A 21,127-nucleotide genomic window follows, 5' to 3' on the forward strand; every position below is an offset into this window, starting at 1 on the left:
CGTTCGGACGTACCGGATCGTGTCCGGTCGGGCAGTTCCGGCGTCGTCCGGTGCCGCCCGATCTCGCGGTCCCGTGGCGAGGGCCGTCTGTTGCCCGCACGGGCTGGGGCCTTACCTACAGATCCCGCAGGGTTTCGCTGCTTCCGCTTCCGTCCTCGCCCTTCCCGCCCCCGTCGTGCCAGGCGTGGAACGACCGCCCCCATTCCCTGCGTACGTCATCCGGGCCGCCCGGCCGCTGCCATTCGTAGAGCTGTCCGGCGAGCAGCGCGTAGTCGAGCGGGAGCTGCTCACGGCGCAGCAGCAGGACGATGTCTCGCAGCCGCTGCGCGAGGGTCGGCAGATCCGGCGCCGATCCGACCCTGACCAGCCGCTTGCGCAACGGCTCGTCGATCTCCCCCGGCTTCATCATGCGACGCACGGCGGCACCCACCCCGCGCGGCTTCCCGCGGCTGTCCAGCTGATGCATCCTCGCGTCGCGGCGGGACTGCTGATGCAGCGCCCACAGCGTGAGAGCCGCGTGGAGCGCCTCTTCTGCGCGGACCAGTTCCTTTTCGCTCAACTCACGGGCGCCCTTGAACGGTTCATGCAATGGGGAGGTGTCGACGAGGTTCCACAGGTCGGGGAGGCGTCCCGCCTCCTGACCGGCACCTCTGCGGAGCCTGGCGAGAGCCGCCACCGCGTTCGACTCATCGGCCAGGTAGCCGCGTTGGTACGCAGCGACTCGTTCACCGGCGAGTTGTTCTACGCGTCGGCGAGGTGTGGACGGAGCAGTGGTCGTCGTCATGCGTGCCCCTTCGTGGCGGTCGCGGCAACTGCTGGTGCGCTATCGGCGCTCAACAGCTCGTCGGAGGGCCGGGAGTGGTCCAGGCCCTTGTCCAGGCGACGGCGGAACCATCGGTTGGCGAGACTGGAGTTGAGCCACTCGGTGCCGCCCTTGACCGCGATGATCCGGCCCTGCCAGGCGGCATCCCCGGCTTGGTCGATGAGGCGGTCGCCCAGGCGGCCCACGGTCCGATGCACCTGCCGCTGCCACTCGGACCGCAGTTCGTACGGGTCCCCGCTGCCGTCCAAGGCGGCGAGCCAGGCGCGGTAGTGGGTGCCCAGCACGGCGAATCCGGAGTCGCGTGCCGCGGCCCGGGGCCCCTCGCTCTCCGTGCCTGCGGCACGGGCGAGGTTCGTAGCAAGATCGCCGAGCGAGGTGACTGCGTCGTCGGCGTCCGTCGCGGCGCTGATCGCCTGTTCGGCGAACTCACGCTTGCGCTGATGGAGCAGGACCACCGCCATGGACACGTGATCGTCGACGACTTCGTCGATCACCGACTGCTGCGTCCCGTACTGGGCACCGATGATCCGCGCCCTGACCAGGAACCCCGGCTCCAGCTCGCCATCCGTCACCAGCCGGGAGATCCACTCGAAGACCCTGGGCGGCAGGTAGGAGGCAGCGTCTGCCCCCTGTGTCGCTTCGCTCCGGCCGGCGATCAGGGAGCCGATCCCCCGCCAGGCGGACCGGGCGGGATCGTGCTCGCGGGGCATGTAGACGACCGGCTCACCATGCTTCTTCTCCTGGGCCTTGCTACGGCGCCAGGCGGTCATCGGCTCGCAGCCGTGCATGTTGCGGGCGGTGAGCGGATCGCCGTACCCCAGGACCACGCCGTGTACACCCTCGCCGTCCGCATGCAGGAGGAGCCGCCGGGTCTGCCAGGTGTAGAGGTCACGGACACCCGTCGGTCGGCGTAAGGGCCCCGCTCCCGGCCCGCAGGGCTCGCGACGCCAGGCGGGACGGTCGTCGCCTCCCTCCCATTCACTCAGGCCGGGAGTGTCCGAAGGGGCCACCAGGTTGAGCAACAGCGTTTCCCGCAAGGTGCGTCCCTCCGCGAGGACGCCTCCGAGGTTGCCGGCCCAGCCGACCCCGAGTGGGTAGACCCGACCGCCCTTGACCCGGTCGTCGCCCACGACGCCGGTCTTGATGCCGGACGTGTCGTACGCGTGCGCGTGGATGACCCAGCGGGCAGCCTCCGCGTACGTCAGCCGGTCGACGGCGGGCATCCGCGAGCTGAAGAAGGGTGCCCCATTGGGGACGTCGGCCACGATGCGGTTGAGGGAGAAGACCTCCCCCTTCGCCGTGTGCAGGCCGGCGACCTGGAAGAACGGCGCCTTTTCGTCGAAGAGGGCGAACCGGTCCCGGTGTTCATCGAGGTAGCGCTCCACTGGAGCGAGACAGTCGTCATCGGCCCAGAGCTCCGCCCAGTGCTCGACGTCGCGCGGCCCGTCGAGCGCGTCATGCACCACGGCGAGCAACAGCCGTATCAGCGAGAACTCCTGGGTGGGCAGGTCCCCGACGAGTCTGCGCAGGCTGCCGGCCTGGGCGAAGACCTGCCGCAGAGACAGCTCGTCCTGGGCACCATCCTGCCGCAGCACCGGAATCCAGGGCTGCGTGGTGAGGTCGAACGACAGCACGGGCGCTGCCACTTCATCCAATTCAGACACGGGTCACCTCAAGGCCGTCGCTCTCGCTGTAGCTCAGGGAAAAGCCTGCCAGGTGGGTCTGACAATCCTCGTCGAGCGCCAGAATCAGCTGGCCGGAGAGCCAGTGGCTTTCCTTCACCTGCCAGGCGGGAACGTACAGTTCCTCCAGCTCGGCGATGGCACGGTCCATGACATCGGCATAGGAGAACTGGATCGGCAACCTCAGCCCACAACTCGCGGCCGCCCGCGCCGCGCGCAGGGGCGGGGGCTGGTCACGGGGCAGGTCCAGTCCCGCAAGCGGGTTGCCATGACGGTCGGGGGCCAACCACGGAACCGTCGCCAGCGACCCGTCAGCACGTCGCTGCACCACCACGACTTCGAGGCTCTCCCTGCTGTCACGGACCTGAGCCCGCCCGGCCCGGGTGTCGTCCGCATCGCCCACCCCGGCCGCGACCCATCCGAACAGCGGCCTGCCCGCCGCTCCCACCTTCCCCAGCCGGAACACAGCCGCACGCTCCGCCTGATCGGCACGGTGCCGCTCGTACCGTGCGCGCGCCTCGGTCATCACGTCCGACCAGCCCGCCGGCCCGTCAGGGCCATCGGCGTACGCGGCCTGGACGAGGGGACTGATGTCGTCGGGCAGCCGTACGGGACGGGCGCCCGCCTGCTCGAAATAAGGCAGGAGCGCGGCGGCGGACCGCAGGAGCGCGTACGCGCCGTAGACGGCAACTGATCCCCGTACCGGCATGGGCACTTCAGCCTCCCAGTCGACACCGGTGACCAGACAACGAGCCCGGCGCAACCGCTCGGGGCGGTCCCGCTGGGCTTCGCCGCGCGCATGCCTGTGGAGACGCCCCATGCGCTGGAGCAGGAGGTCGACCGGGCAGAGGTCGGTGACGAGCAGATCGAAGTCGACATCGAGGGACTGCTCGGCCACCTGGCTGGCCACGACGATGTGCGGCCCCGCCGGACGACCGCGCGCCGTGCCGGGAGGACCGAAGCGCTTCAGGAGATCCGCGTCCTTCGCCGCCCGGTCGACGTCGATGAAGCACGAGTGGGCGACCGTCACGTGCTCGTCGCCGAACCTGTCCCGGAGCGCCTTGGCGGTCTCCAGCACCCGCTTGACCGTGTTGCGTACGACGAGCGCACAGCCACCGCCGTCCAGCTCGTCGGCGAGCCGCCCGACGAGGAGGTCGATGCCGTCGTCGATCCGTTCCAGTACGACGTCCGTTCCGCGGCCGGACGCCTCGGGCTGCCGCATGACCGGCGATCCACCGTGGCTCACCGCGGTCAGCAGCGGATAGGCGGTGGCCCCGCCCACCGCGTCGAGCGCTGCCTCGAACGCGGCCTCGCTGTCGGGGCCTCCTCCGTCACGGCCGGCGTACGCCTCGACCAGTTCGCGGCGCCTGCCCGCAGGAAGGGTCGCCGACAGCACCACGACAGGCACCCGGTACGCGCCGAGCCACGCCAGCACGCGGTCGAGATACACGCTCATGTACGTGTCGTAGGCATGCGCTTCGTCGATGACCACGACTTTGCCCGCAGCTGCGAGGTGGCGCATCGCCAGGTGACGGCTCTTGAGGCCCGCGAAGAGCAGTTGGTCGATGGTTCCGGCAACGAAGGAGGCCAGCATGGCCTTCTTACGTCCACGCAGCCAGGCGTGGGCGACGAGTTCGGCGGGAGCGGCGTGCGTCGTGTCGCTCGGGCGCCAGCGCGGTGCGTCCGGTGCGTCGAGGTCGACGGCGGCGATCCGCTGGCCACTGTCACGCATCAGCTCGGCAAAGTCCTCGTTCAGTGCGGACTTCGAGTGGGCGAGCAGCACGGTTTGCTCAGCGCCCTGAGCGGAGGGGAGCCGTCTGATCCACTCCAGAAGACGCGGAAACATGGCGTTACCGGTGGCCATGGTGGGAAGCGCGAAGAACACGCCACCGGCCCCGGAGCGGGCGGCGAAGATCTCGGCAACCGCGAGGGCGGCCTCGGTCTTGCCTTCCCCCATAGGTGCCTCGATCACCATCAGACCGGGCTCATCCATGGAACGTGCCAGTTCGACGGCCGCCTCCTGCACCGGCCGCGTCTTCGCACCCTCCGGGAGGCCGAAGCGCGAGGCGATGAGCTGCTGAGCGTCCTCTGCGGGCTCGGCCGGCTGCCACGGCGCGGGAAGGTCGAGCCCGCGCCAGGCCGCGGTTACGCGATCCTCGCTGCTGCGGGCGGCGTCCTGCGGAAAGTACGGAAAGAGATCGGCATTGCTGGCGATCCAGTCGGCGACGATCACGAGGGAGGTGAGCAGCACCTGCACGGTCTGCGGCAGCTGCACCGACCCCCACACGGCCAACCGGTCTCGTACGCCGTACTCGTCCGCACACGCATCGAGGAGTTCGCCCTGCACGCGCCGCCACACGCGCTCGCCGGGCCCAGGGGTGCGCAGCAGGTGCCCGTGCTTGTACAGAGCGGCGATCTGCCCGTGCTCCGGCGGCACGCCGTGGTGCCCGCCGACGACGACCGTGACCTGCCCGGTCTGCTTGACCGTCCAGCCGTGCCGCTTCTGCAGCCACTCTCCCAGGAGAACCTGGCCCGCGAGCCCGTGCGGCGCGAGCCTGCGGTCCGACCCGATGGCCTTGGCCGAGCGCATCGCCAGCCCCTGGTCACGCATGCGATCCGCGAGCGGATCGACCTGACACGCGAAGGCGGGTGTCGCCTTCCCGATGTCGTGCACACCCGCCAGCCATACGGCGAGCCTCCGCCCGTCCCGCTGACCGTCGGGGAGCGCCGATCCGACCAACTCCCTTACGCTTGCGGGCAACCACGTGTCCCACAGCAACCCGGCGACTGCGGCACTGTCCTCCATGTGGCGCCACAGCGGCAGCCATCCGTCGGAGTCCCAGTCGTGTTTGGCCCACACCGCGCGGACTGGGCCGGTGAGTCTGGCCTGGAGTCCGGAGCGGGTGTCTCGCTCGGTCGTCATGCCAGATGAATACAGGGAGATGGCGACGCGAGATGTTGATACGACGAAACTTGTGGAATTTCAGGGGACGTTGAGGCGAAGGTGTATCGGTAGAGAGATTCAGGCCCTATAGTCACCTCTTCACGTCGAGGCCCCTTTGCCGGATTAGAGAGCACTTAACCGCTATGTCGGACTTCACGCAAGTGGTAGAAAACCGCACTCCCCCGCCGTGAAACCGCAGGTCACGCAGACTGCTCCCCGCACCCGCGGGGATGGTCCCCGTCCTTGCGCCACCGGATCTTGATGAAGCGCCTGCTCCCCGCACCCGCGGGGATGGTCCCTCCCGCTCGATCCGCAGTTCCCGGGCCAGGCTCTGCTCCCCGCACCCGCGGGGATGGTCCCTTCCCGGCCTGCTGGAGTGCCTGCGGCATCCGCTGCTCCCCGCACCCGCGGGGATGGTCCCTCGTTCAAGGGCGCGTCGGCTGTCGCGAGCCGCTGCTCCCCGCACCCGCGGGGATGGTCCCCTGCTTGCGCAGCGCACCGACCAGACCGACCGCTGCTCCCCGCACCCGCGGGGATGGTCCCGGCTACACCGGGATCAAGCGCGGCGACGTCGTCTGCTCCCCGCACCCGCGGGGATGGTCCCGATTCCGGATCACGCACCTCATGCAAGGCCTTCTGCTCCCCGCACCCGCGGGGATGGTCCCGACACGCTCCTCGGCCACCGGAAAACGTGCACCTGCTCCCCGCACCCGCGGGGATGGTCCCACGGACCCGAGGACGCTGCCCACGTTGCCGATCTGCTCCCCGCACCCGCGGGGATGGTCCCACGAGGACCTGGCCGGCCTCCGGGTCCTGGTCCTGCTCCCCGCACCCGCGGGGATGGTCCCCCGAGGCGGCCGGCCGGTGCGTCCTTGATCGCTGCTCCCCGCACCCGCGGGGATGGTCCCACCCCTTCGCATGACGAAGGGAGACCTCTGGCCTGCTCCCCGCACCCGCGGGGATGGTCCTCACCTTGGGCTGCTGTGCGAGAGCAGGACTGCTCCCCGCACCCGCGGGGATGGTCCCACGTGCAGCTCGGTGAAGAGTTCCCCGAAGGACTGCTCCCCGCACCCGCGGGGATGGTCCCGGACAGATCTACAAAGGGGCCACCGCATGAGTCTGCTCCCCGCACCCGCGGGGATGGTCCCCCTTGATGCCTACCTTTTGAGCCCTTGATGGCCTGCTCCCCGCACCCGCGGGGATGGTCCCCCCGTGCAGTACCAGAACGGTCAGTACCCGATCTGCTCCCCGCACCCGCGGGGATGGTCCCTTTTCACACCAAGTAACGTGATCTTGCTCCGCCTGCTCCCCGCACCCGCGGGGATGGTCCCTTGACGAGGCCGACGGCTTCGACGTCGTCCATCTGCTCCCCGCACCCGCAGGGATGGTCCCAGTACGACGGCCGCCGCGCGGAGGCGGAGGCGCTGCTCCCCGCACCCGCGGGGATGGTCCTCGCGCTGCCGATCGACAGTGCCTTGTCAAGATCTGCTCCCCGCACCCGTGGGGATGGTCCCGCCAGGGCGGTGTCGCCGGGTGTTGACCAGGGCTGCTCCCCGCACCCGCGGGGATGGCCCCGACACGACGAACAAGCCGATCATTGGCCCGTTCTGCTCCTCGCACCCGCGGGGATGGTCCCGTGCCGGTCGGCATGTTCGAGGACATCGAAGACTGCTCCCCGCACCCGCGGGGATGGTCCCTTCAGTCTGACCGCAGGGTGCGCACGTGGTGCCTGCTCCCCGCATCCGCGGGGATGGTCCCCAGTACATGAACTCGGCGGCCAGGTGCTTGTCCTGCTCCCCGCACCCGCGGGGATGGTCCCTTCAGTCTGACCGCAGGGTGCGCACGTGGTGCCTGCTCCCCGCATCCGCGGGGATGGTCCCCAGTACATGAACTCGGCGGCCAGGTGCTTGTCCTGCTCCCCGCACCCGCGGGGATGGTCCCCGCCCATACCGGAGTGCCACCGTGCCGTTTCTTCTGCTCCCCGCACCTGCGGGGATGGCCCTCCTCTGCCCAATCGGACCGCAGCATTCCTCGCCGCGGGCGCGGCGCTGCCCCGCGTCGCGCTGTCGCCGAGCAAGCCTGTCGACATCGGCTGGCACACCTGGATCCTCCACACCGTTGAATACGCTGCGTTCTGCGACCACGTCGCCGGCCGGTTCATCCACCACGTCCCGATCCCCGAGGCCGAGCGCAACGAGCGTGGCCTTGAGGCGGAACGGCGGCGGACCCTCGACGCGCCAGGATGGGTGAGTGCTCCCAGTGCCACGCGGGCTGCACCGACAGCCCCAAAGGCGGCAAGAAGTAGCACCAGTTCCCCGTAGTCAGGCCGCCCAGGTTCGATACCGGGCGGCTGACCCCATGAACGGAGCGGCATGACCGAGGCCCAGGCGTGGGACACCTACTCGAAGCAGAAGCCCGAGCGCCGCCCCACCAACGCAGCGGGCGAAACCACCTGGTTCAACTGGACCCAGTACCCGGACCACGGCCCCGGCGCCGAGCTCCTCGGCGTGGGTCCGGGCGCGTCGGTCCTCGACCTGGGCTGCGGCAAGGGCGGCAACCTCGCCCACCTCGCCACGCTCGGTGCCCGCGCTGTCGGTGTCGACGTCTCGCTCGCACAGGTCAAGGCTGCAGAATCCCGCTGGCGCCACACCGGCATGACTCTCCACCGCACGGGGGCCATCCGGTTCCTCAAAGAGAGCGGCGAGCGCTTCGATGCCGTGTTCTCCGTGTTCGGGGCCGCCTGGTTCACCGATCCGACCGCTCTGCTGCCCGCGATCCGCCAACGACTGCGGCCGGGCGGAGTCCTCGCCATTTCTCAACGGCCCCCGATCGAGGGCTGCTACGGCTGCCAGGCCTCGTACATCAACCGGTCCGAGGACGAGGACCCGCTTGTCGTGAAACGCTGGGACCACGAGCCGGACCGCTGGGTGGAGATCCTCGCCGAGCACGGCTTCACCGCGGCAACCGCACGCATCCTGCCGGCACCGCCCGGCCACCGGAAGATCGGCACCCTGCTGGTCCGCGCCCACGGGTAGGCCGACGTGCCCGGTCAGCGCGGCCGGCGTGAATCCAGAGCAAGCGCCTTGAGCGTTCCTCTGGTCGTGGCGATCACCTCTCCGGCGCCCAGGTCTCGAAGGGCGCTGATCCTCTGCGCGTGGGGCGCCCTCTCCACGACCTGTCCGTCCGGTCGCAGGCGGAAGAGCGCGCCCTCACTGGCCACGACAAATCCGCCACCGGCTCGCACCACACCGCTCGCCAGCGGCTGCCCGACATCCACCCGCCACAGCGCCGATCCGGCATCGGGGTCCACGGCCGAGTAGCCGGCGCGCAGCTCCCGCAACCACACAGACCCACCGACGAACTCCGCAGCCTGGCCAACCAAATCGACGTCGTGCCGGACGAGCTCATCAACGGCGCCGGACGACAGGTCAAGAGCTATCAGGGACCGAGGACCGCAACGCGCGAGACAGCGATCAGGGCTGACGGGGGTGAACACCGGGCGAAGCTCGTCGCCGATCAACGGCTCGGGCAACTGCCACCGAGCCATCTCGCCGCCGTCGCGTGGATCCATCAGCCATGCATCAGAACCATGGCCCAGCAGCACACCACCACCCCATGTCAGTGGCAGCGCCGCCCGCACAGACGCCGGCGTCTGCCACAGAGGCCGCCCGTCCCAGAGATCGAACGCGGCCAGGGGCGTATAGCCTCGCCAGCCGCCTACGAGAACGGTGTCGCCGACAGCGACAACATGCCCGGAGAAGCGGGGTAGGTCGATATGCCACAACTCTGCCCCCGTCCTGAGGTCGAGACAGACCAGCTGGTCGGGAGACTGCGGCAGGACCAGGCAACGGCCGTCGGCCACCACGAGGTCGCGCGGCCATGTACCCATGGGGACATCCCAGCGAACGGATCCGTCTTCGCGGTCGAGGCACACAAGGCGGGTGCGACGCTCGTGCACAACAACGCATTCCTCCGTCGCGAGGAACAACGAAGAAGAACCCCTTTGATGGAGCACTCGCTCCCACCGTGTCTCCCTGATCATTCGCCGAGTTGACCAGCCGGGCCTCTATCACCGCAAACCCATTGCTCGCCCTGGTTACAGGCGACGAGCCCATGCGCCCGAAGCGGGAGTCCACGTCGCTCTGCGGAGCCAATTTGCCGCCCGCATCACCCCACAGGCCGCCCCGGCGCTCCGCCTGGCGCCGTTTCCGCCCACACCGTCTTTCCCGGCCCCACCCGGTCTTTCACCCCCCAGCGGGCGGCGATCGCCTCGACGATGAGGAGGCCCCGGCCTCCGTCTGCCTCCGCGTCGGGTTGCGACACGGAGGCGGTGTCCGGGCGGGCCTCGTGGGTGTCGGAGATCTCGACGCGTACGACACCGGTCGTGTACGCGTACGAGAGCCGCAGCTCGAAGTCGCGGCCCGGTACCCGTCCGTGCAGGACCGAATTCGCCGCGAGTTCCGCGACGAGGAGGGCCACGGTGTCGGAGAGCGGAGTGCTGTAGGGAATCCCCCAGACGTCGAGCTTCCATACGGCAAGGCGCCGAGCGAGGGTCGCGCCCAGGCGGGTGGCTGAGCACCTCTGAACGAACACACTTACGGTTACGGGAGGTTGGGCTTGCAGTGCTGTCATGCGCCAAGCGTTCCGCCTCGACCCTTGCTTCCATCAGGAACGCCGCCCATACAGAACCGCCTGTATGGGTTGACGCTCTGGACGGGGCGGGTAACCGTCCGTGATCATTGTCGAGTTGATCGATGCGCGGAGGACGGGGCGACGATGACGGCGAACCACGAGAGCACTACGGCGGGCAGCGAACCCGAGCTGTCCGACGGACTCAAGACTTTCGGTGCAGTCATAAAGGCCCTGCGCGAGGCCGCCGGCCTCACCCAGGAAGAGTTCGCGCCCCGCGTCCAGTACTCGCCCGCCTACATCGCCAAGATCGAGCAGGGCAAGAGATTCCCGCCCGAGAACCTCCCGGAGCGCGCATCCGAGGCCTTGGGGGCGGTAGCGGGCAAGGTCCTCGCCGCTGCCGCGCGAAGTCTGCGAAGGAGGGCCGGTCTGGCCTCCTGGTTCCAGCAGTGGGCGGGGATCGAAGAGGAAGCGATCACGCTGTACGCGTACGAGTGCCGCGGGGTCCCGGGGCTGCTCCAGACCGAGGGGTACATCCGGGCCGTCTTCGACCGGCGGCTCCCACCACTCGCGGAGGATCAGTTCGAACAGCAGGTGGCCGCGCGCCTGGCGCGACAGGACCTTCTACCCGAACGCCCCAACAGCTCATTCTCTTTCCTCATCGAACAAGCAGTCATTGAACGCCAGTTAGGGGGTACTCAAGTCACGTCCACGCTCATCGACAACCTGTTGACGCAGGGCGGACGCCGCAACGTCGAGGTACTCGTCATGCCGCTCAGGCAGCCGGATCACTCCGGCATCGACGGGCAGATGTACCTCGCCGAGACTCCCTCGAACAGTTGGTTCGGCTACGTCGAAGGCCATGACAGCAGCACACTCCTCACTGACCCGAAAGTGGTCAGTGCCATGCTCCAGCGCTATGGCAAGATGCGCTCACAGGCGCTGAGTCACGAGGCCTCGGCGGGCCTGCTGAAGCAGATGCTAGGAGCGCTATGAGTACCGAACTGGCCTGGTTCAAGAGCAGTTACAGCGGCAGCGGCGGCGACAACTGCATCGAGGTCGCCCTGCGCCCCCACGCCGTACACGTCCGCGACTCCAAGGACACCGCCCGCCACCCGTTCACCGTCTCCGCCACCGCCTGGACGGACTTCACCGCGTACGCCTCCGCCACCGCCCGTACCGCCTGACCCGCCCCCTCAGTCCTGCAGCAGGTTCCCCCACCGCGACAGCAGGAACTTATTGAACGCCGCCGACTGAGGGCCCGCGCAGCCAGGCCACGCCGATCTCACCGGCCCGCATGAGGCTGCGCCGTTCGTCCACCGAGGCGGCGAACACCACATCGCTTCGCTCGCCAACCATGCCGATATCCTCTTCTGTATCACTACAGCCTGATTCCCAAGTTGGGGCTTTTCGCCGTTATGTCGGACTCCGTGAAAGTGGCAGAATCACGCACCCCTGGCCCGTATAACCGCAGGTCGCGCAGTCTGCTCCCCGCACGCGCGGGGATGGTCCCTTCTCGCCCACACCGGACGCCCGGTCAGCAACCTGCTCCCCGCACGCGCGGGGATGGTCCCGGAACCTTGTCGGGCCCGAGGACTTCGCGCATCTGCTCCCCGCACGCGCGGGGATGGTCCCGGGGGTCCAAACGGGCAGGGCCTGAACGGGGGCTGCTCCCCGCACGCGCGGGGATGGTCCCGGCCAGTGGAGCACCCACCCCGCGCCCGATTCCTGCTCCCCGCACGCGCGGGGATGGTCCCGGCACCCGTCCGGGCGGGGCCTGGCCGGTGAGCTGCTCCCCGCACGCGCGGGGATGGTCCCAACGTGCAGGCCCCCGTGCAGGGTGCGGGCATCTGCTCCCCGCACGCGCGGGGATGGTCCCGGGCGCGGGAGCGCGCAGGTCGCGTTCGGACACTGCTCCCCGCACGCGCGGGGATGGTCCCGAGTCGATGTCGGGCGTGTTCTGCGGGAGAGCCTGCTCCCCGCACGCGCGGGGATGGTCCCGAGGGCTGGCCGACCGGGGCCGAATGACCCGCCTGCTCCCCGCACGCGCGGGGATGGTCCCGGACGTCAGCCACGTTCGGGAGCGCGTTCTGACTGCTCCCCGCACGCGCGGGGATGGTCCCCAGGTGATCGCCGAGTCCTACGGCACCACCCCCTGCTCCCCGCACGCGCGGGGATGGTCCCGTGCGCTGGATTCGCCCCGAGGGCGGACAGAGCTGCTCCCCGCACGCGCGGGGATGGCCCCAGGTTCGTCGGGTGCTGACTGAACCGCTCGCACTGCTCCCCGCACGCGCGGGGATGGTCCCCGATCACGAGCAGGCCCGCCACCTTCGCGGAACTGCTCCCCGCACGCGCGGGGATGGTCCTGTGGGCGTGCGCTGGCGACACCCCGGGCTCAACTGCTCCCCGCACGCGCGGGGATGGTCCCGACGTGGCCCCGGCGGGCCCGATCTTCATGGACTGCTCCCCGCACGCGCGGGGATGGTCCTGGTGACGTGCTGGCCGTCTTTGTAGTGCCAGCCTGCTCCCCGCACGCGCGGGGATGGTCCTGTGCCGTCGAGGGTGATGGAACCGCCGGTGGTCTGCTCCCCGCACGCGCGGGGATGGTCCCCTCGCGGGCCCTTCGGACCTTGGCCTTCCCGTCTGCTCCCCGCACGCGCTGGGATGGTCCCCGGGCTGCTCCACACGTCCCGCCGCACGTCGGCTGCTCCCCGCACGCGCGGGGATGGTCCCGGCTAATGCGCCTAACCGACGCCTGCCCCGCGCTGTTCCTTGCACACGCAGGGATAGCCTCCCCAACCCCGGCCCTGTGCGGCCCCCTCACTCCGGCAACAGGTTCCCCCGCCGCGACAACAGGAACTTCTTGAACGCGGCCACCGGCGGGGTGTCCGGGTGCCCGTCCAACCAAGCCACGCCGATCTCCCGAGCAGCCCGCGGTGCCGTCACCGTCAGCTCCACCACCCCGGGGCGGGCCACCGCCGGAGGCGGGAGCAGCGCCACGCCCAGGCCGGCCGCCACCAGGCCGCGCAAGGTCTCCGCCTCCTCGCCCTCGAACGCGACGCGCGGGACGAAGCCCGCCTCCGTGCAGAGGTCGTCCGTGATGCGGCGCAGGCCGTAGCCCGGTTCCAGGGTGACGAAGGTTTCGTCGGCGGCCTCCGCCAGGCGGACGCGGCGGCGGGTGGCCAGGCGGTGGTCCTCGGGGACGACCAGGCGCAGTCGCTGTTCGTCCAGGCGGCGGGCGACGAGGTCCGGGGCGTCGGGGACGGGTGAGGTGAGGCAGAGGTCGAGGCCGCCCGCGCGGAGGCGTTCGAGCATGGCCTCGCCGTAGTTCTGGACGAGCTGGAAGCGGACCCGGGGGTGGTCGACGCGGAAGGCGCGGATGAGGGCGGGGACGGTTTCCGAGCCCATCGTGTGGAGGAAGCCGAAGGCGACCTTGCCGGAGGTGGCGTCGGCGTCGGCGCGTACCGAGTCGGCGGCCTTCTCCACCTCCTCCAGTGCCCGCTCCGCCGAGCCGAGGAAGGTGCGGCCCGCGGGGGTGAGGGAGACGGTGCGGCCCTTGCGGGCGAACAGGGCGACGCCCAGGTCCTGTTCCAGCCGGACCATGGCCCGCGAGAGCGTGGACTGGGGGACGCCCAGCTCTTGCGCGGCGCGGGTGACGTGCTCGTGGCGGGCGACCGCCTCGAAGTACGCGAGGCGCGGCGCGAGCACCGCGCGAATGTCTTCTTCGTAACTGCTTGGTGACAGCCGAGGCTGTGAGCTGTACTGATGCGCCATGGGATTGATTATCGCGTGTTTGTGCATTGGACGCATGAAAGGCCGCGGCATACGTTCGTGGCATGCCTCCTGCCAGTACCGGGGCGTCCACCCTCATCGTGGCCGCCTCGACCCAGTCGTCCCCCGCACCCGTCGCGCCTGTCGCATCCGTCGAATCGGACCGGCTCGAACCCGGTCGGCCCGGCTATCGCCGGATGAGCTTCGCGCTCTTCGCCGCCGGTGTGGCGACGTTCGCGCTCCTCTACTCCACCCAGGCCCTGCTGCCCGCCGTCTCCGCCTCCTTCGGTGCCACGGCCGGGCAGGCGAGCTGGACAGTGTCCGCCGCGACGGGTGCGCTGGCGCTGTGTGTGCTGCCGATGAGCGCGCTGTCCGAGCGGTTCGGGCGGCGGCAGATGATGACCGCCTCGCTGGTGGTCGCGGTGACCGTGGGGCTGTTCGTGCCGTTCGCGCCCTCGCTGGGCTGGCTGATCGCGCTGCGCGCCGTCCAGGGCGCCGCGCTCGCCGGTCTGCCCGCCTCCGCGATGGCGTATCTGGCGGAGGAGGTCCGGCCGAAGGCGCTCGTGGCCGCGATCGGGCTGTTCGTGGCCGGTAACAGCATCGGCGGGATGAGCGGCCGGATCCTCACCGGCTGGATCGCCCAGGCGTGGGGCTGGCGGGCGGCGCTCGGCGCGGTCGGGCTGCTGGCCGTGGCCTGCGCCGTCGTCTTCCACTTCATGATTCCCCGGGCCCGGCACTTCACCCCCGGTTCGCTGAACCCGAGGGCGCTGGCCAAGACCGTCGGCGGGCACCTCGCCGATCCGCTGCTGCGTCGGCTGTACGCGATCGGCGCGCTGTTCATGACGGTGTTCGGCGCGGTCTACACGGTGATCGGCTACCGGCTGGTCGAGGCGCCGTTCAGCCTCCCGCAGGGTGTCGTCGGGTCGATCTTCCTCGTCTATCTGGTCGGTACGGTCTCCTCCGCCACGGCGGGGCGGCTCGTCGCCCGGCTGGGGCGCCGGGGTGCGCTCTACCTCGCCGTCTCCACCACGGCGGCCGGTCTGCTGCTCTCGCTCGCCGACCACCTGGCCGCCGTGCTCATCGGCCTGATCCTGATCACGGCCGGCTTCTTCGCCGGGCACGCGGTCGCCTCCTCCTCCGTGAGCCGTACGGCGACGAAGGGCCGCGCCCAGGCTTCGGCGCTCTACCAGTCGGCGTACTACCTGGGCTCCAGCGCGGGCGGCACGCTCGGCGCGGTCGCCTTCCACGCCGGTGGCTGGGCGGGCACGGTGGCGCTGGGACTGCTCGCGGTGCTCGGAGTCGTATCGATCACGCTGTACGGGTCACGGGCGGCGCGTGCCGAACGGCTGCGGCCGAGCACCGTGGTCTCCGTGCGGGGCTGAACCGTGCAGGGCTGAACCGTACAGAGCTGAGCCATACGGAACCCACCTGTACAGAACTGAGACATTCGGCGCACAACCAACCACTCCCCGACGCGCGTCTAGCAGGCGGAAGCACCGCACGGCGCGCGAAGGGGAGTTGGGGTTTACATGAGAGTCACGGGGAACATGCGGAGCGTACGGACACGGCGCGGGCTCGCTCTGGCCGTCGCCGGTCTGACCGCGATACCGGCGTTCGTGCTCGGCACCGGCGGCACCGCCCAGGCGGCGTCGTGCACGGCGTCCAAGGGGCCGTACCAGAAGCAGGCCGAGAAGTATCTGCACCTGAAGGTGGACGGCAAGCAGTCGGCCGCCGACTGCAAGGCGATCCGGTCGTTCCAGAGCACGTACGGGGTCACGCCCACCCTCGGCTACGCGGGGCCCATCACCTGGCGCACCATGCAGACGCTCACCGCGCAGAAGGCGGCCGGGAAGACCCCGAACAAGGCCAAGAAGTGCCCCACGAACAAGGGGCGCATCGCATGCGTCGACCTGACCCGGCAGATCACCTGGATCCAGGACGGCAGCAAGCTGAAGTTCGGGCCGGTGCCGGTGCGGACCGGGCGGGACGGGTACGAGACCCGGACCGGGGCCAAGAAGATCTACTGGAAGCACAAGAACCACGTCTCGTCGATCTACAACGTCGCGATGCCTTACTCCCAGTTCTTCGACGGCGGACAGGCCTTCCACGCGGTGGGCGTGAAGATGTGGAACCCGCCGGGGTCCCACGGTTGCGTCAACATGCGCACCGCCGACGCGAAGTCATACTGGAACCTGTTGAAGAACGGCGACGACGTGTACGTGTACGGGCGCAAGCTCGGAACGTGACCGCTTCTGCTCTTCCCGCCCCCGTTGTCAGTCCTCTGCGGTAGCTTCCGAAGTGCTGAAGTGAGCGGTGTCACAGCGCAACAGGGGTGAGCGAAAGCGATGACTGATCTGACGGCGACGACGACCGATATCGACAGTCGTCTGGAGGGACACCGGGTCGAGCTGACCGGCTACTGCTACCGGATGCTCGGCTCGGCCTTCGAGGCGGAGGACGCGGTCCAGGACACCCTGGTGCGCGCGTGGCGCAGCATCGAGAAGTTCGAGGGACGTTCGTCGCTGCGGTCCTGGCTCTACCGCATCGCGACGAACGTCTGCCTCGACATGCTGAACGCGGGCAACAAGCGGGCCAGGCCGGTCGATCTGACCGGCCCGACGCCGCTCGCGCAGGCCGCGCTCAATCCGCTGCCGGAGAACACCTGGCTGGAGCCGATGCCGGACGGGCGGATCCTGCCGTCGGTCGCGGACCCGGCGGAGGCCGCCGTCGCGCGTGAGTCGGTGCGGCTCGCGTTCGTCGCCGCGCTCCAGCATCTGCCGCCGAAGCAGCGGGCCGTGCTGATCCTGCGCGAGGTGCTCGCGTGGAAGGCGAGCGAGGTCGCCGAGCTGCTCGACACCTCGGTCGCCTCGGTGAACAGCGCGCTCCAGCGGGCCCGTGCGACGCTGACCGACCACCAGGACGACGCCGCCACCGCCGACGCGGCCGACCCGCTCGACGAGGAGCAGCGCAAGCTGCTTGAGCGGTATGTGGCGGCGTTCGAGGGCTACGACATGAAGGCGCTGACCGCGCTCCTCCATGAGGACGCCATCATGACCATGCCGCCGTTCGACCTCTGGCTGCAGGGGCACGACGACATCGCCGGCTTCATGACGTCCATCGGCGCGAGCTGCGCCGGCTCCAAGCTGATCGCGACGTCCGCGAACGGCACTCCGGCGTTCGCGCACTACAAGCCGAATCCGGAGGGGCCGGGCTTCGTGCCGTGGGCGGTGCAGGTCATCGATATCCAGGACGGTGCGATCACGGGGATGCACTGCTTCCTGGACACCCCGCGCTGGTTCCCGCTGTTCGGGCTGCCCGACCACCTGGACGCCGACGCCGCGTGAGGCGGCGGCTGGTGCGGGGGCTGGTGGCGGGGTGGGTCGTTGTGGCCGTCGCCGGGTGGGGCGTCACGCTGTGGCTCGGTGAGCCGGTGGCGACGTCCGGGCCGGGGCCCGCCGTGCCGCCGGCCTCGGGGGCTGAGCCGGGGCCGCAGCCGGAGTTCGACTGCAAGGAGGCGGTCGCGCGGGCTGCGGAGCGGTCGCGGGCCCGGACGGCGGATCCCTCGGCTCCCACGGATACGTCGGCCCCCACGGCTCCCGCCCCCACGGATACGTCGGCCCCCACGGCTCCCGCCCCCACGGATACGTCGGCCCCCACGGCTCCCGCCCCCACGGATGCGTCGGCCCCCACGGGTCTGCCGACGCATCGTGCACCCGTGGCGGAAGGCGGACAGTCGGTGCTCTCCGTGGTGGCCTGCGACTACTCCGTGGCGGGCGATTGATCCGAGGTGCTGCGGCCTCACGGCCACCTGGAGGCGCCGTTCAGTTGGTCTGCCCGATGGGCCGCATCTGAATGTGGTTGATGTCCATGCCCTCGGGCTGGTCCAGCGCGAACAGAATGCTGTCGGCGATGTTCTCCGCGGTCATCGCGGGGCCCGGGGGTGTCCCGCCCCGGCTGTCCCAGAACGGGGTGTCGACCTTGCCGGGCGCGATCAGGGTGACGCCGATGCCGTCGCCGGTGACAGCCATACGGGTGTTCTCGGCGAGAGCATGTGCGGCCCATTTGGTGACGGAGTACAGATTGCCGGGTGTGTGCTTCACTCCGGCCACGGAGCCGATGATGACAATCCGCCCGCGGGTGTCCTTGAGGTGCGGCACAGTCGCGCGGACGACCAGAGCGGGGCCCAGCACGTTGGTCAGGACCATGGCGCGCATGGCTTCGGGTGTGTGATCGGTCAGGGCACCGGGCAGGGAGAAGCCGGCGTTGATGATGACGTTGTCCAGTCGGCCGAAGGCCTGGATGGTGGTGGTGACGGCGGCCTGTACATCGGAGGCATCGGAAGTGTCTCCGGGCAGGGTCATCAGATCGGCACCGGCTCCCTGCCTGTTGGCGAACGCGACCAGCTTCTCCGGGTCGCGGCCGGTGATGGCCACTCGGTGACCGCGCTTGAGCAGCCGTTGTGCGGTGGCGGCACCGATTCCGGTGCTGCCGCCAGTGATCAGGGTGGCGTTGTTCACGGTGTGCTCTCTTCGTCGATGACGGGCATCATCGGCCCGCCGGGGTTCCAGGTCTCCAGGAAGGACGGCTGCTGGACGGCGTCGACCAGTTCGACGTGGCCGCCGACCGAGTCCATCCGGTGGTAGGCGAACGGGCGGCCGTGAGGGCACCCGGAGAAGACTTCGGGGAACCCACGGGCGGCGAGGCGTGAGGCCCCGGCAGTTATGTCGGACGTCCAGAATCCGATGTGGTGGAACTGCGCCCGGGTCGTATCGCCCCAGGGGCCGCCCGGTGCCGCTTCGATGAGTTCGATGAAGGGCGGTCCCTGCGCCGTGAAAGCGATGCGGTAGGGCCAGTCGCCGATGCGTCCGTCGACCGGGTCGTGCCACCGGACCGCGGAGACGGCAGTGAGATCTTCCATCGCTCTCCCCAAGTCGGGCACGGAGAAACACACATGATAGAAGGTCATGCACTCTCCCCCAAAGGGTCGTTGGACTCGCCTGGTGTCCTGCGCGCCTCTGCCGGGCAGGCCCGGCCGGCCGGCCGGGCGGCTGTCTACCGGCCCTCCAACCCCGGGTAGCGGCCGGTGTTCACCCACTCGTCCATGGCGGGCTTGTCCGCGATGTCCACGTACTCGATGCGTACTCCCTGCAGGTCCGGGGCCGTGATGAGCGCGAAGGGCGTCTCGCCTGCGGCGGGGCGGAAGTAGGCGTCGACGCCGACACCCGCGGCCTCCAGTTCCTTCACCCGGGTGGCCATGTCGCGCTCCCACACCCCGTAGTACAGGACCTTCCCGGCATGCTCGACGGAGGTGATGCCGTCCCCGTCCGCCTGGATGAGTTCGTACTGCGGATAGGCGGTACGGGAGAACGCGGCCGTCATCTTCCCCGGGGCGCCCTGCCCGCCCTGTTCGAGATAGGGGATCTCGAAGGTGGCGGGTTCGCTGAACTCGATGCCGAAGCGCTTGGAGTACTGCTCGACGGCCTCGGCGAGGTCGGGCACGACTACACCCACGTGGAAGCACGACTCCGGGAGAACCGTCCTGGCGGCGGCGTGGCTGAAGGACTCCAGGACCGGCGGCTGGAGGAGACACTCCAGGAGCTGGGGGATGAACGCGGCCAGGTACCCGGTGTTCCTGTGGAAGTCCAGGGCGGCCTCGTCGGCGTATTCCTCGATGACCAGACGCTCGCCGGGGTTGTCCTGGGAGATGACGTAGTCGAAGCGCAGGCAGCCGGGTTCGTTGGCACGGATGTCACGCTCCAGACCGGCCATCAGCGCGTCGAGGCGCTCTTCGGCTCCGGGCTTCACTGCCTGCCGGGCGGTCGCGGTGATCGTCACGATGGTTCCTCACGTTTCGATGGGTGGAAGCGGGGTGATGGGGCGGCTCAGACAGCGGTGGGCCTCGGGCGGCGCACAGCGGCCACCAGGATCAGGGCCAGCGCTCCGCCGCAGGCCAGTACGGCGCCGGAGGACGTCAGCGTGGACAGGGGCGCCAAAGCCGCGACGCCCAGTGCGCTGCCGGCCTGTCGTGCCGCGTTGAACGCGCCCTGTCCGGTCGCGGCCAGTTCCTTCGGCACGGCGATGGCCATGTCCGCGGTGGCGGCGGGGATCGCGAGGGTGGAGCCGAACGAGAGAACCACCTGGGCGATGATGACCAGGGCGAGAGGGGTGTCGGTGGAAGCGAAGCCCAGCACCACACCGGCAACGGTGTCCAGGGCGAGACCGACCAGAATCACCTGGCGGGCGCCGATCCGGGCCACGACCCGTCCGGTGACCAGCGGCATGAAGCACATCGGCAGTGTCATCGGCAGGAATGCCAGGCCGGTCTCCAGCGCGGAGAGACCTCGCTCGGTCACCATCCACTGCGTCAGCGCGAACAGCACTCCGTAGAAGACGAAGGAGGCCATCGCGCCCGCGATGATGTCCGCCCGCACCCGGGGAAGGCCGATCAGGGCGGGCGGGAGGATGGGGGCCTCGGCGGAGCGCTCGACGAAGACGAGTGCCACGAACGCCACGGCGGAGAGCGCCAGGGCCACCAGTGGTACGGGGCGTGCCCAGCCGTCCGTTCCGGCGTCGATCAGGCCGAACGTCAGGGCCGCCAGCGCAAGGATCGACAGGCCGATACCGGAGCGGTCGACCGTTCGCACCCTGTCCGGCCGGCTCGATGACAGGCCTCGGGAGGCGAGCAGGGTCACGGCGATGATGGCGGGGTTCACGAGGAACACCAGCCGCCATCCTCCGAGTTCGACCAGGACACCGCCGAGGACCGGGCCGGCGATCAGGCCGATGGAGGTGACGGCTGCCCAGGTGCCGATCGCCCTGGCCCGCTCGCCCGGATCCGCGTACAGGCCGGCCAGAAGGGCGAGGGAGGCAGGGACCAGACCCGCGGCCGCGACGCCGAGGAGGGCCCGCCCTCCGATGAGGGATCCGGCGTTGGGCGCGGCGGCGCAGGCCAGGGATACGAGTCCGAAGGCGATCAGCGCACCGCGGTAGACGTTGCGGGGGCCGAACCGGTCCGCGACCGCGCCCGCGGCGAGCAGCAGACCGGCGAAGACGATGGTGTAGGAGTCAACTGCCCAGGGCAGGGCTGCCGCACCCGTGTGCAGGTCCGATCGGATGTCGGGCAGGGCTACGTTGAGAATGGAGGCGTCCAGGAGGACCAGGAAGTTGCCCACAGCGATACCTGCGAACAGGCCCCGCCTGCGTGGGCGGGTCTCGTTTCCGGGCTCGACGGCCTTGCCATTGGCGAGTGTCATGAAGAGCTTCCGTTCAAAGGGGACG

18 protein-coding genes and 2 CRISPR repeat arrays are annotated in these 21,127 nt (G+C 69.9%); of the genes, 7 read left to right on the forward strand and 11 right to left on the reverse strand.

Translation table 11 applies throughout. The features are described 5' to 3' along the window. Positions 1-115 precede the first annotated feature (115 nt). The 3 genes from casB to cas3 are packed head-to-tail and all read right to left on the reverse strand — an operon-like array spanning position 116 to position 5,428. The gene (casB, locus tag OG912_RS11150; RefSeq protein WP_327709218.1) at positions 116-784 is read right to left on the reverse strand and encodes a type I-E CRISPR-associated protein Cse2/CasB; all 669 of its coding nucleotides are present in this window, start codon (positions 782-784) and stop codon (positions 116-118) included. Further along, on the reverse strand, positions 781-2,487 hold the full coding sequence (casA, locus tag OG912_RS11155; RefSeq protein WP_327709219.1) for a type I-E CRISPR-associated protein Cse1/CasA: 1,707 nt from the start codon (positions 2,485-2,487) through the stop codon (positions 781-783). Before casA ends, casB begins: the two co-directional genes overlap by 4 nt. After that, positions 2,480-5,428, reverse strand: a complete 2,949-nt coding sequence (cas3, locus tag OG912_RS11160; protein ID WP_327709220.1) for a CRISPR-associated helicase Cas3' — start codon at positions 5,426-5,428, stop codon at positions 2,480-2,482. The genes casA and cas3 overlap by 8 nt, the downstream gene beginning before the upstream one ends. A 230-nt stretch (positions 5,429-5,658) precedes the next feature. Beyond that, positions 5,659-7,146: a CRISPR direct-repeat array (repeat unit 29 nt; unit sequence CTGCTCCCCGCACCCGCGGGGATGGTCCC). Positions 7,147-7,821: 675 nt separating this feature from the next. Between cas3 and OG912_RS11165 the strand changes: the two genes are divergently transcribed. After that, positions 7,822-8,484, forward strand: a complete 663-nt coding sequence (locus tag OG912_RS11165) for a class I SAM-dependent methyltransferase (RefSeq protein WP_327709221.1) — start codon at positions 7,822-7,824, stop codon at positions 8,482-8,484. A 14-nt stretch (positions 8,485-8,498) separates the two neighbouring features. On the opposite strand, the gene OG912_RS11170 is transcribed toward OG912_RS11165, so the two are convergent. Both OG912_RS11170 and OG912_RS11175 read right to left on the reverse strand, forming a co-directional pair. Further along, entirely contained in the window at positions 8,499-9,437 is a 939-nt protein-coding gene (locus OG912_RS11170) for an outer membrane protein assembly factor BamB family protein (RefSeq protein WP_327709222.1), read from the reverse strand. 179 nt (positions 9,438-9,616) lie between these two features. Further along, on the reverse strand, positions 9,617-10,081 hold the full coding sequence (locus OG912_RS11175) for an ATP-binding protein (protein ID WP_327709223.1): 465 nt from the start codon (positions 10,079-10,081) through the stop codon (positions 9,617-9,619). 144 nt (positions 10,082-10,225) lie between these two features. Between OG912_RS11175 and OG912_RS11180 the strand changes: the two genes are divergently transcribed. Next, on the forward strand, positions 10,226-11,074 hold the full coding sequence (locus OG912_RS11180; RefSeq protein WP_327709224.1) for a helix-turn-helix domain-containing protein: 849 nt from the start codon (positions 10,226-10,228) through the stop codon (positions 11,072-11,074). Next, positions 11,071-11,265, forward strand: a complete 195-nt coding sequence (locus OG912_RS11185) for a DUF397 domain-containing protein (protein WP_327709225.1) — start codon at positions 11,071-11,073, stop codon at positions 11,263-11,265. Before OG912_RS11180 ends, OG912_RS11185 begins: the two co-directional genes overlap by 4 nt. Positions 11,266-11,314: 49 nt before the next feature. Here the strand turns inward: OG912_RS11185 and OG912_RS11190 are convergent, their stop codons facing one another. Both OG912_RS11190 and OG912_RS11195 read right to left on the reverse strand, forming a co-directional pair. After that, positions 11,315-11,437: a hypothetical protein gene (locus OG912_RS11190; RefSeq protein WP_327709226.1), complete on the reverse strand. Its 123-nt coding sequence runs from the start codon at positions 11,435-11,437 to the stop codon at positions 11,315-11,317. 125 nt (positions 11,438-11,562) lie between these two features. Next, a CRISPR array of direct repeats spans positions 11,563-12,811; the repeat unit is 29 nt; unit sequence CTGCTCCCCGCACGCGCGGGGATGGTCCC. Between the two features lie 87 nt (positions 12,812-12,898). Further along, positions 12,899-13,852, reverse strand: coding sequence for a LysR family transcriptional regulator (locus OG912_RS11195; protein WP_326738284.1), 954 nt, complete (start codon positions 13,850-13,852; stop codon positions 12,899-12,901). Positions 13,853-13,914: 62 nt separating this feature from the next. Between OG912_RS11195 and OG912_RS11200 the strand changes: the two genes are divergently transcribed. The 4 genes from OG912_RS11200 to OG912_RS11215 all read left to right on the forward strand — a co-directional run bounded on the left by OG912_RS11200 (position 13,915) and on the right by OG912_RS11215 (position 17,630). After that, positions 13,915-15,231, forward strand: coding sequence for an MFS transporter (locus OG912_RS11200; protein WP_327709227.1), 1,317 nt, complete (start codon positions 13,915-13,917; stop codon positions 15,229-15,231). Positions 15,232-15,378: 147 nt separating this feature from the next. After that, on the forward strand, positions 15,379-16,095 hold the full coding sequence (locus OG912_RS11205) for a L,D-transpeptidase family protein (RefSeq protein WP_327709228.1): 717 nt from the start codon (positions 15,379-15,381) through the stop codon (positions 16,093-16,095). Positions 16,096-16,194: 99 nt separating this feature from the next. Continuing rightward, positions 16,195-17,193, forward strand: a complete 999-nt coding sequence (locus tag OG912_RS11210; RefSeq protein ID WP_327709229.1) for a sigma-70 family RNA polymerase sigma factor — start codon at positions 16,195-16,197, stop codon at positions 17,191-17,193. Positions 17,194-17,234: 41 nt separating this feature from the next. Beyond that, positions 17,235-17,630, forward strand: coding sequence for a hypothetical protein (locus OG912_RS11215; RefSeq protein WP_327709230.1), 396 nt, complete (start codon positions 17,235-17,237; stop codon positions 17,628-17,630). A 40-nt stretch (positions 17,631-17,670) separates the two neighbouring features. Here the strand turns inward: OG912_RS11215 and OG912_RS11220 are convergent, their stop codons facing one another. The 4 genes from OG912_RS11220 to OG912_RS11235 form a co-directional block, all read right to left on the reverse strand. After that, the gene (locus OG912_RS11220; RefSeq protein ID WP_327709231.1) at positions 17,671-18,366 is read right to left on the reverse strand and encodes an SDR family oxidoreductase; all 696 of its coding nucleotides are present in this window, start codon (positions 18,364-18,366) and stop codon (positions 17,671-17,673) included. Next, positions 18,363-18,815 (reverse strand): VOC family protein, encoded by a 453-nt coding sequence (locus tag OG912_RS11225; protein ID WP_327709232.1) that lies wholly within the window; start codon positions 18,813-18,815, stop codon positions 18,363-18,365. Before OG912_RS11225 ends, OG912_RS11220 begins: the two co-directional genes overlap by 4 nt. Before the next feature lie 86 nt (positions 18,816-18,901). Continuing rightward, positions 18,902-19,684, reverse strand: a complete 783-nt coding sequence (locus OG912_RS11230; protein WP_327709233.1) for an antibiotic biosynthesis monooxygenase — start codon at positions 19,682-19,684, stop codon at positions 18,902-18,904. A gap of 47 nt (positions 19,685-19,731) precedes the next feature. Then, a complete protein-coding gene (locus OG912_RS11235) occupies positions 19,732-21,102 on the reverse strand; it encodes an MFS transporter (RefSeq protein WP_327709234.1) in 1,371 nt (456 codons plus the stop codon). Positions 21,103-21,127: the final 25 nt, after the last annotated feature.

It is taken from the genome of Streptomyces sp. NBC_00464, from assembly GCF_036013915.1.
In the GTDB taxonomy this organism is placed as follows: Bacteria; Actinomycetota; Actinomycetes; order Streptomycetales; family Streptomycetaceae; genus Streptomyces.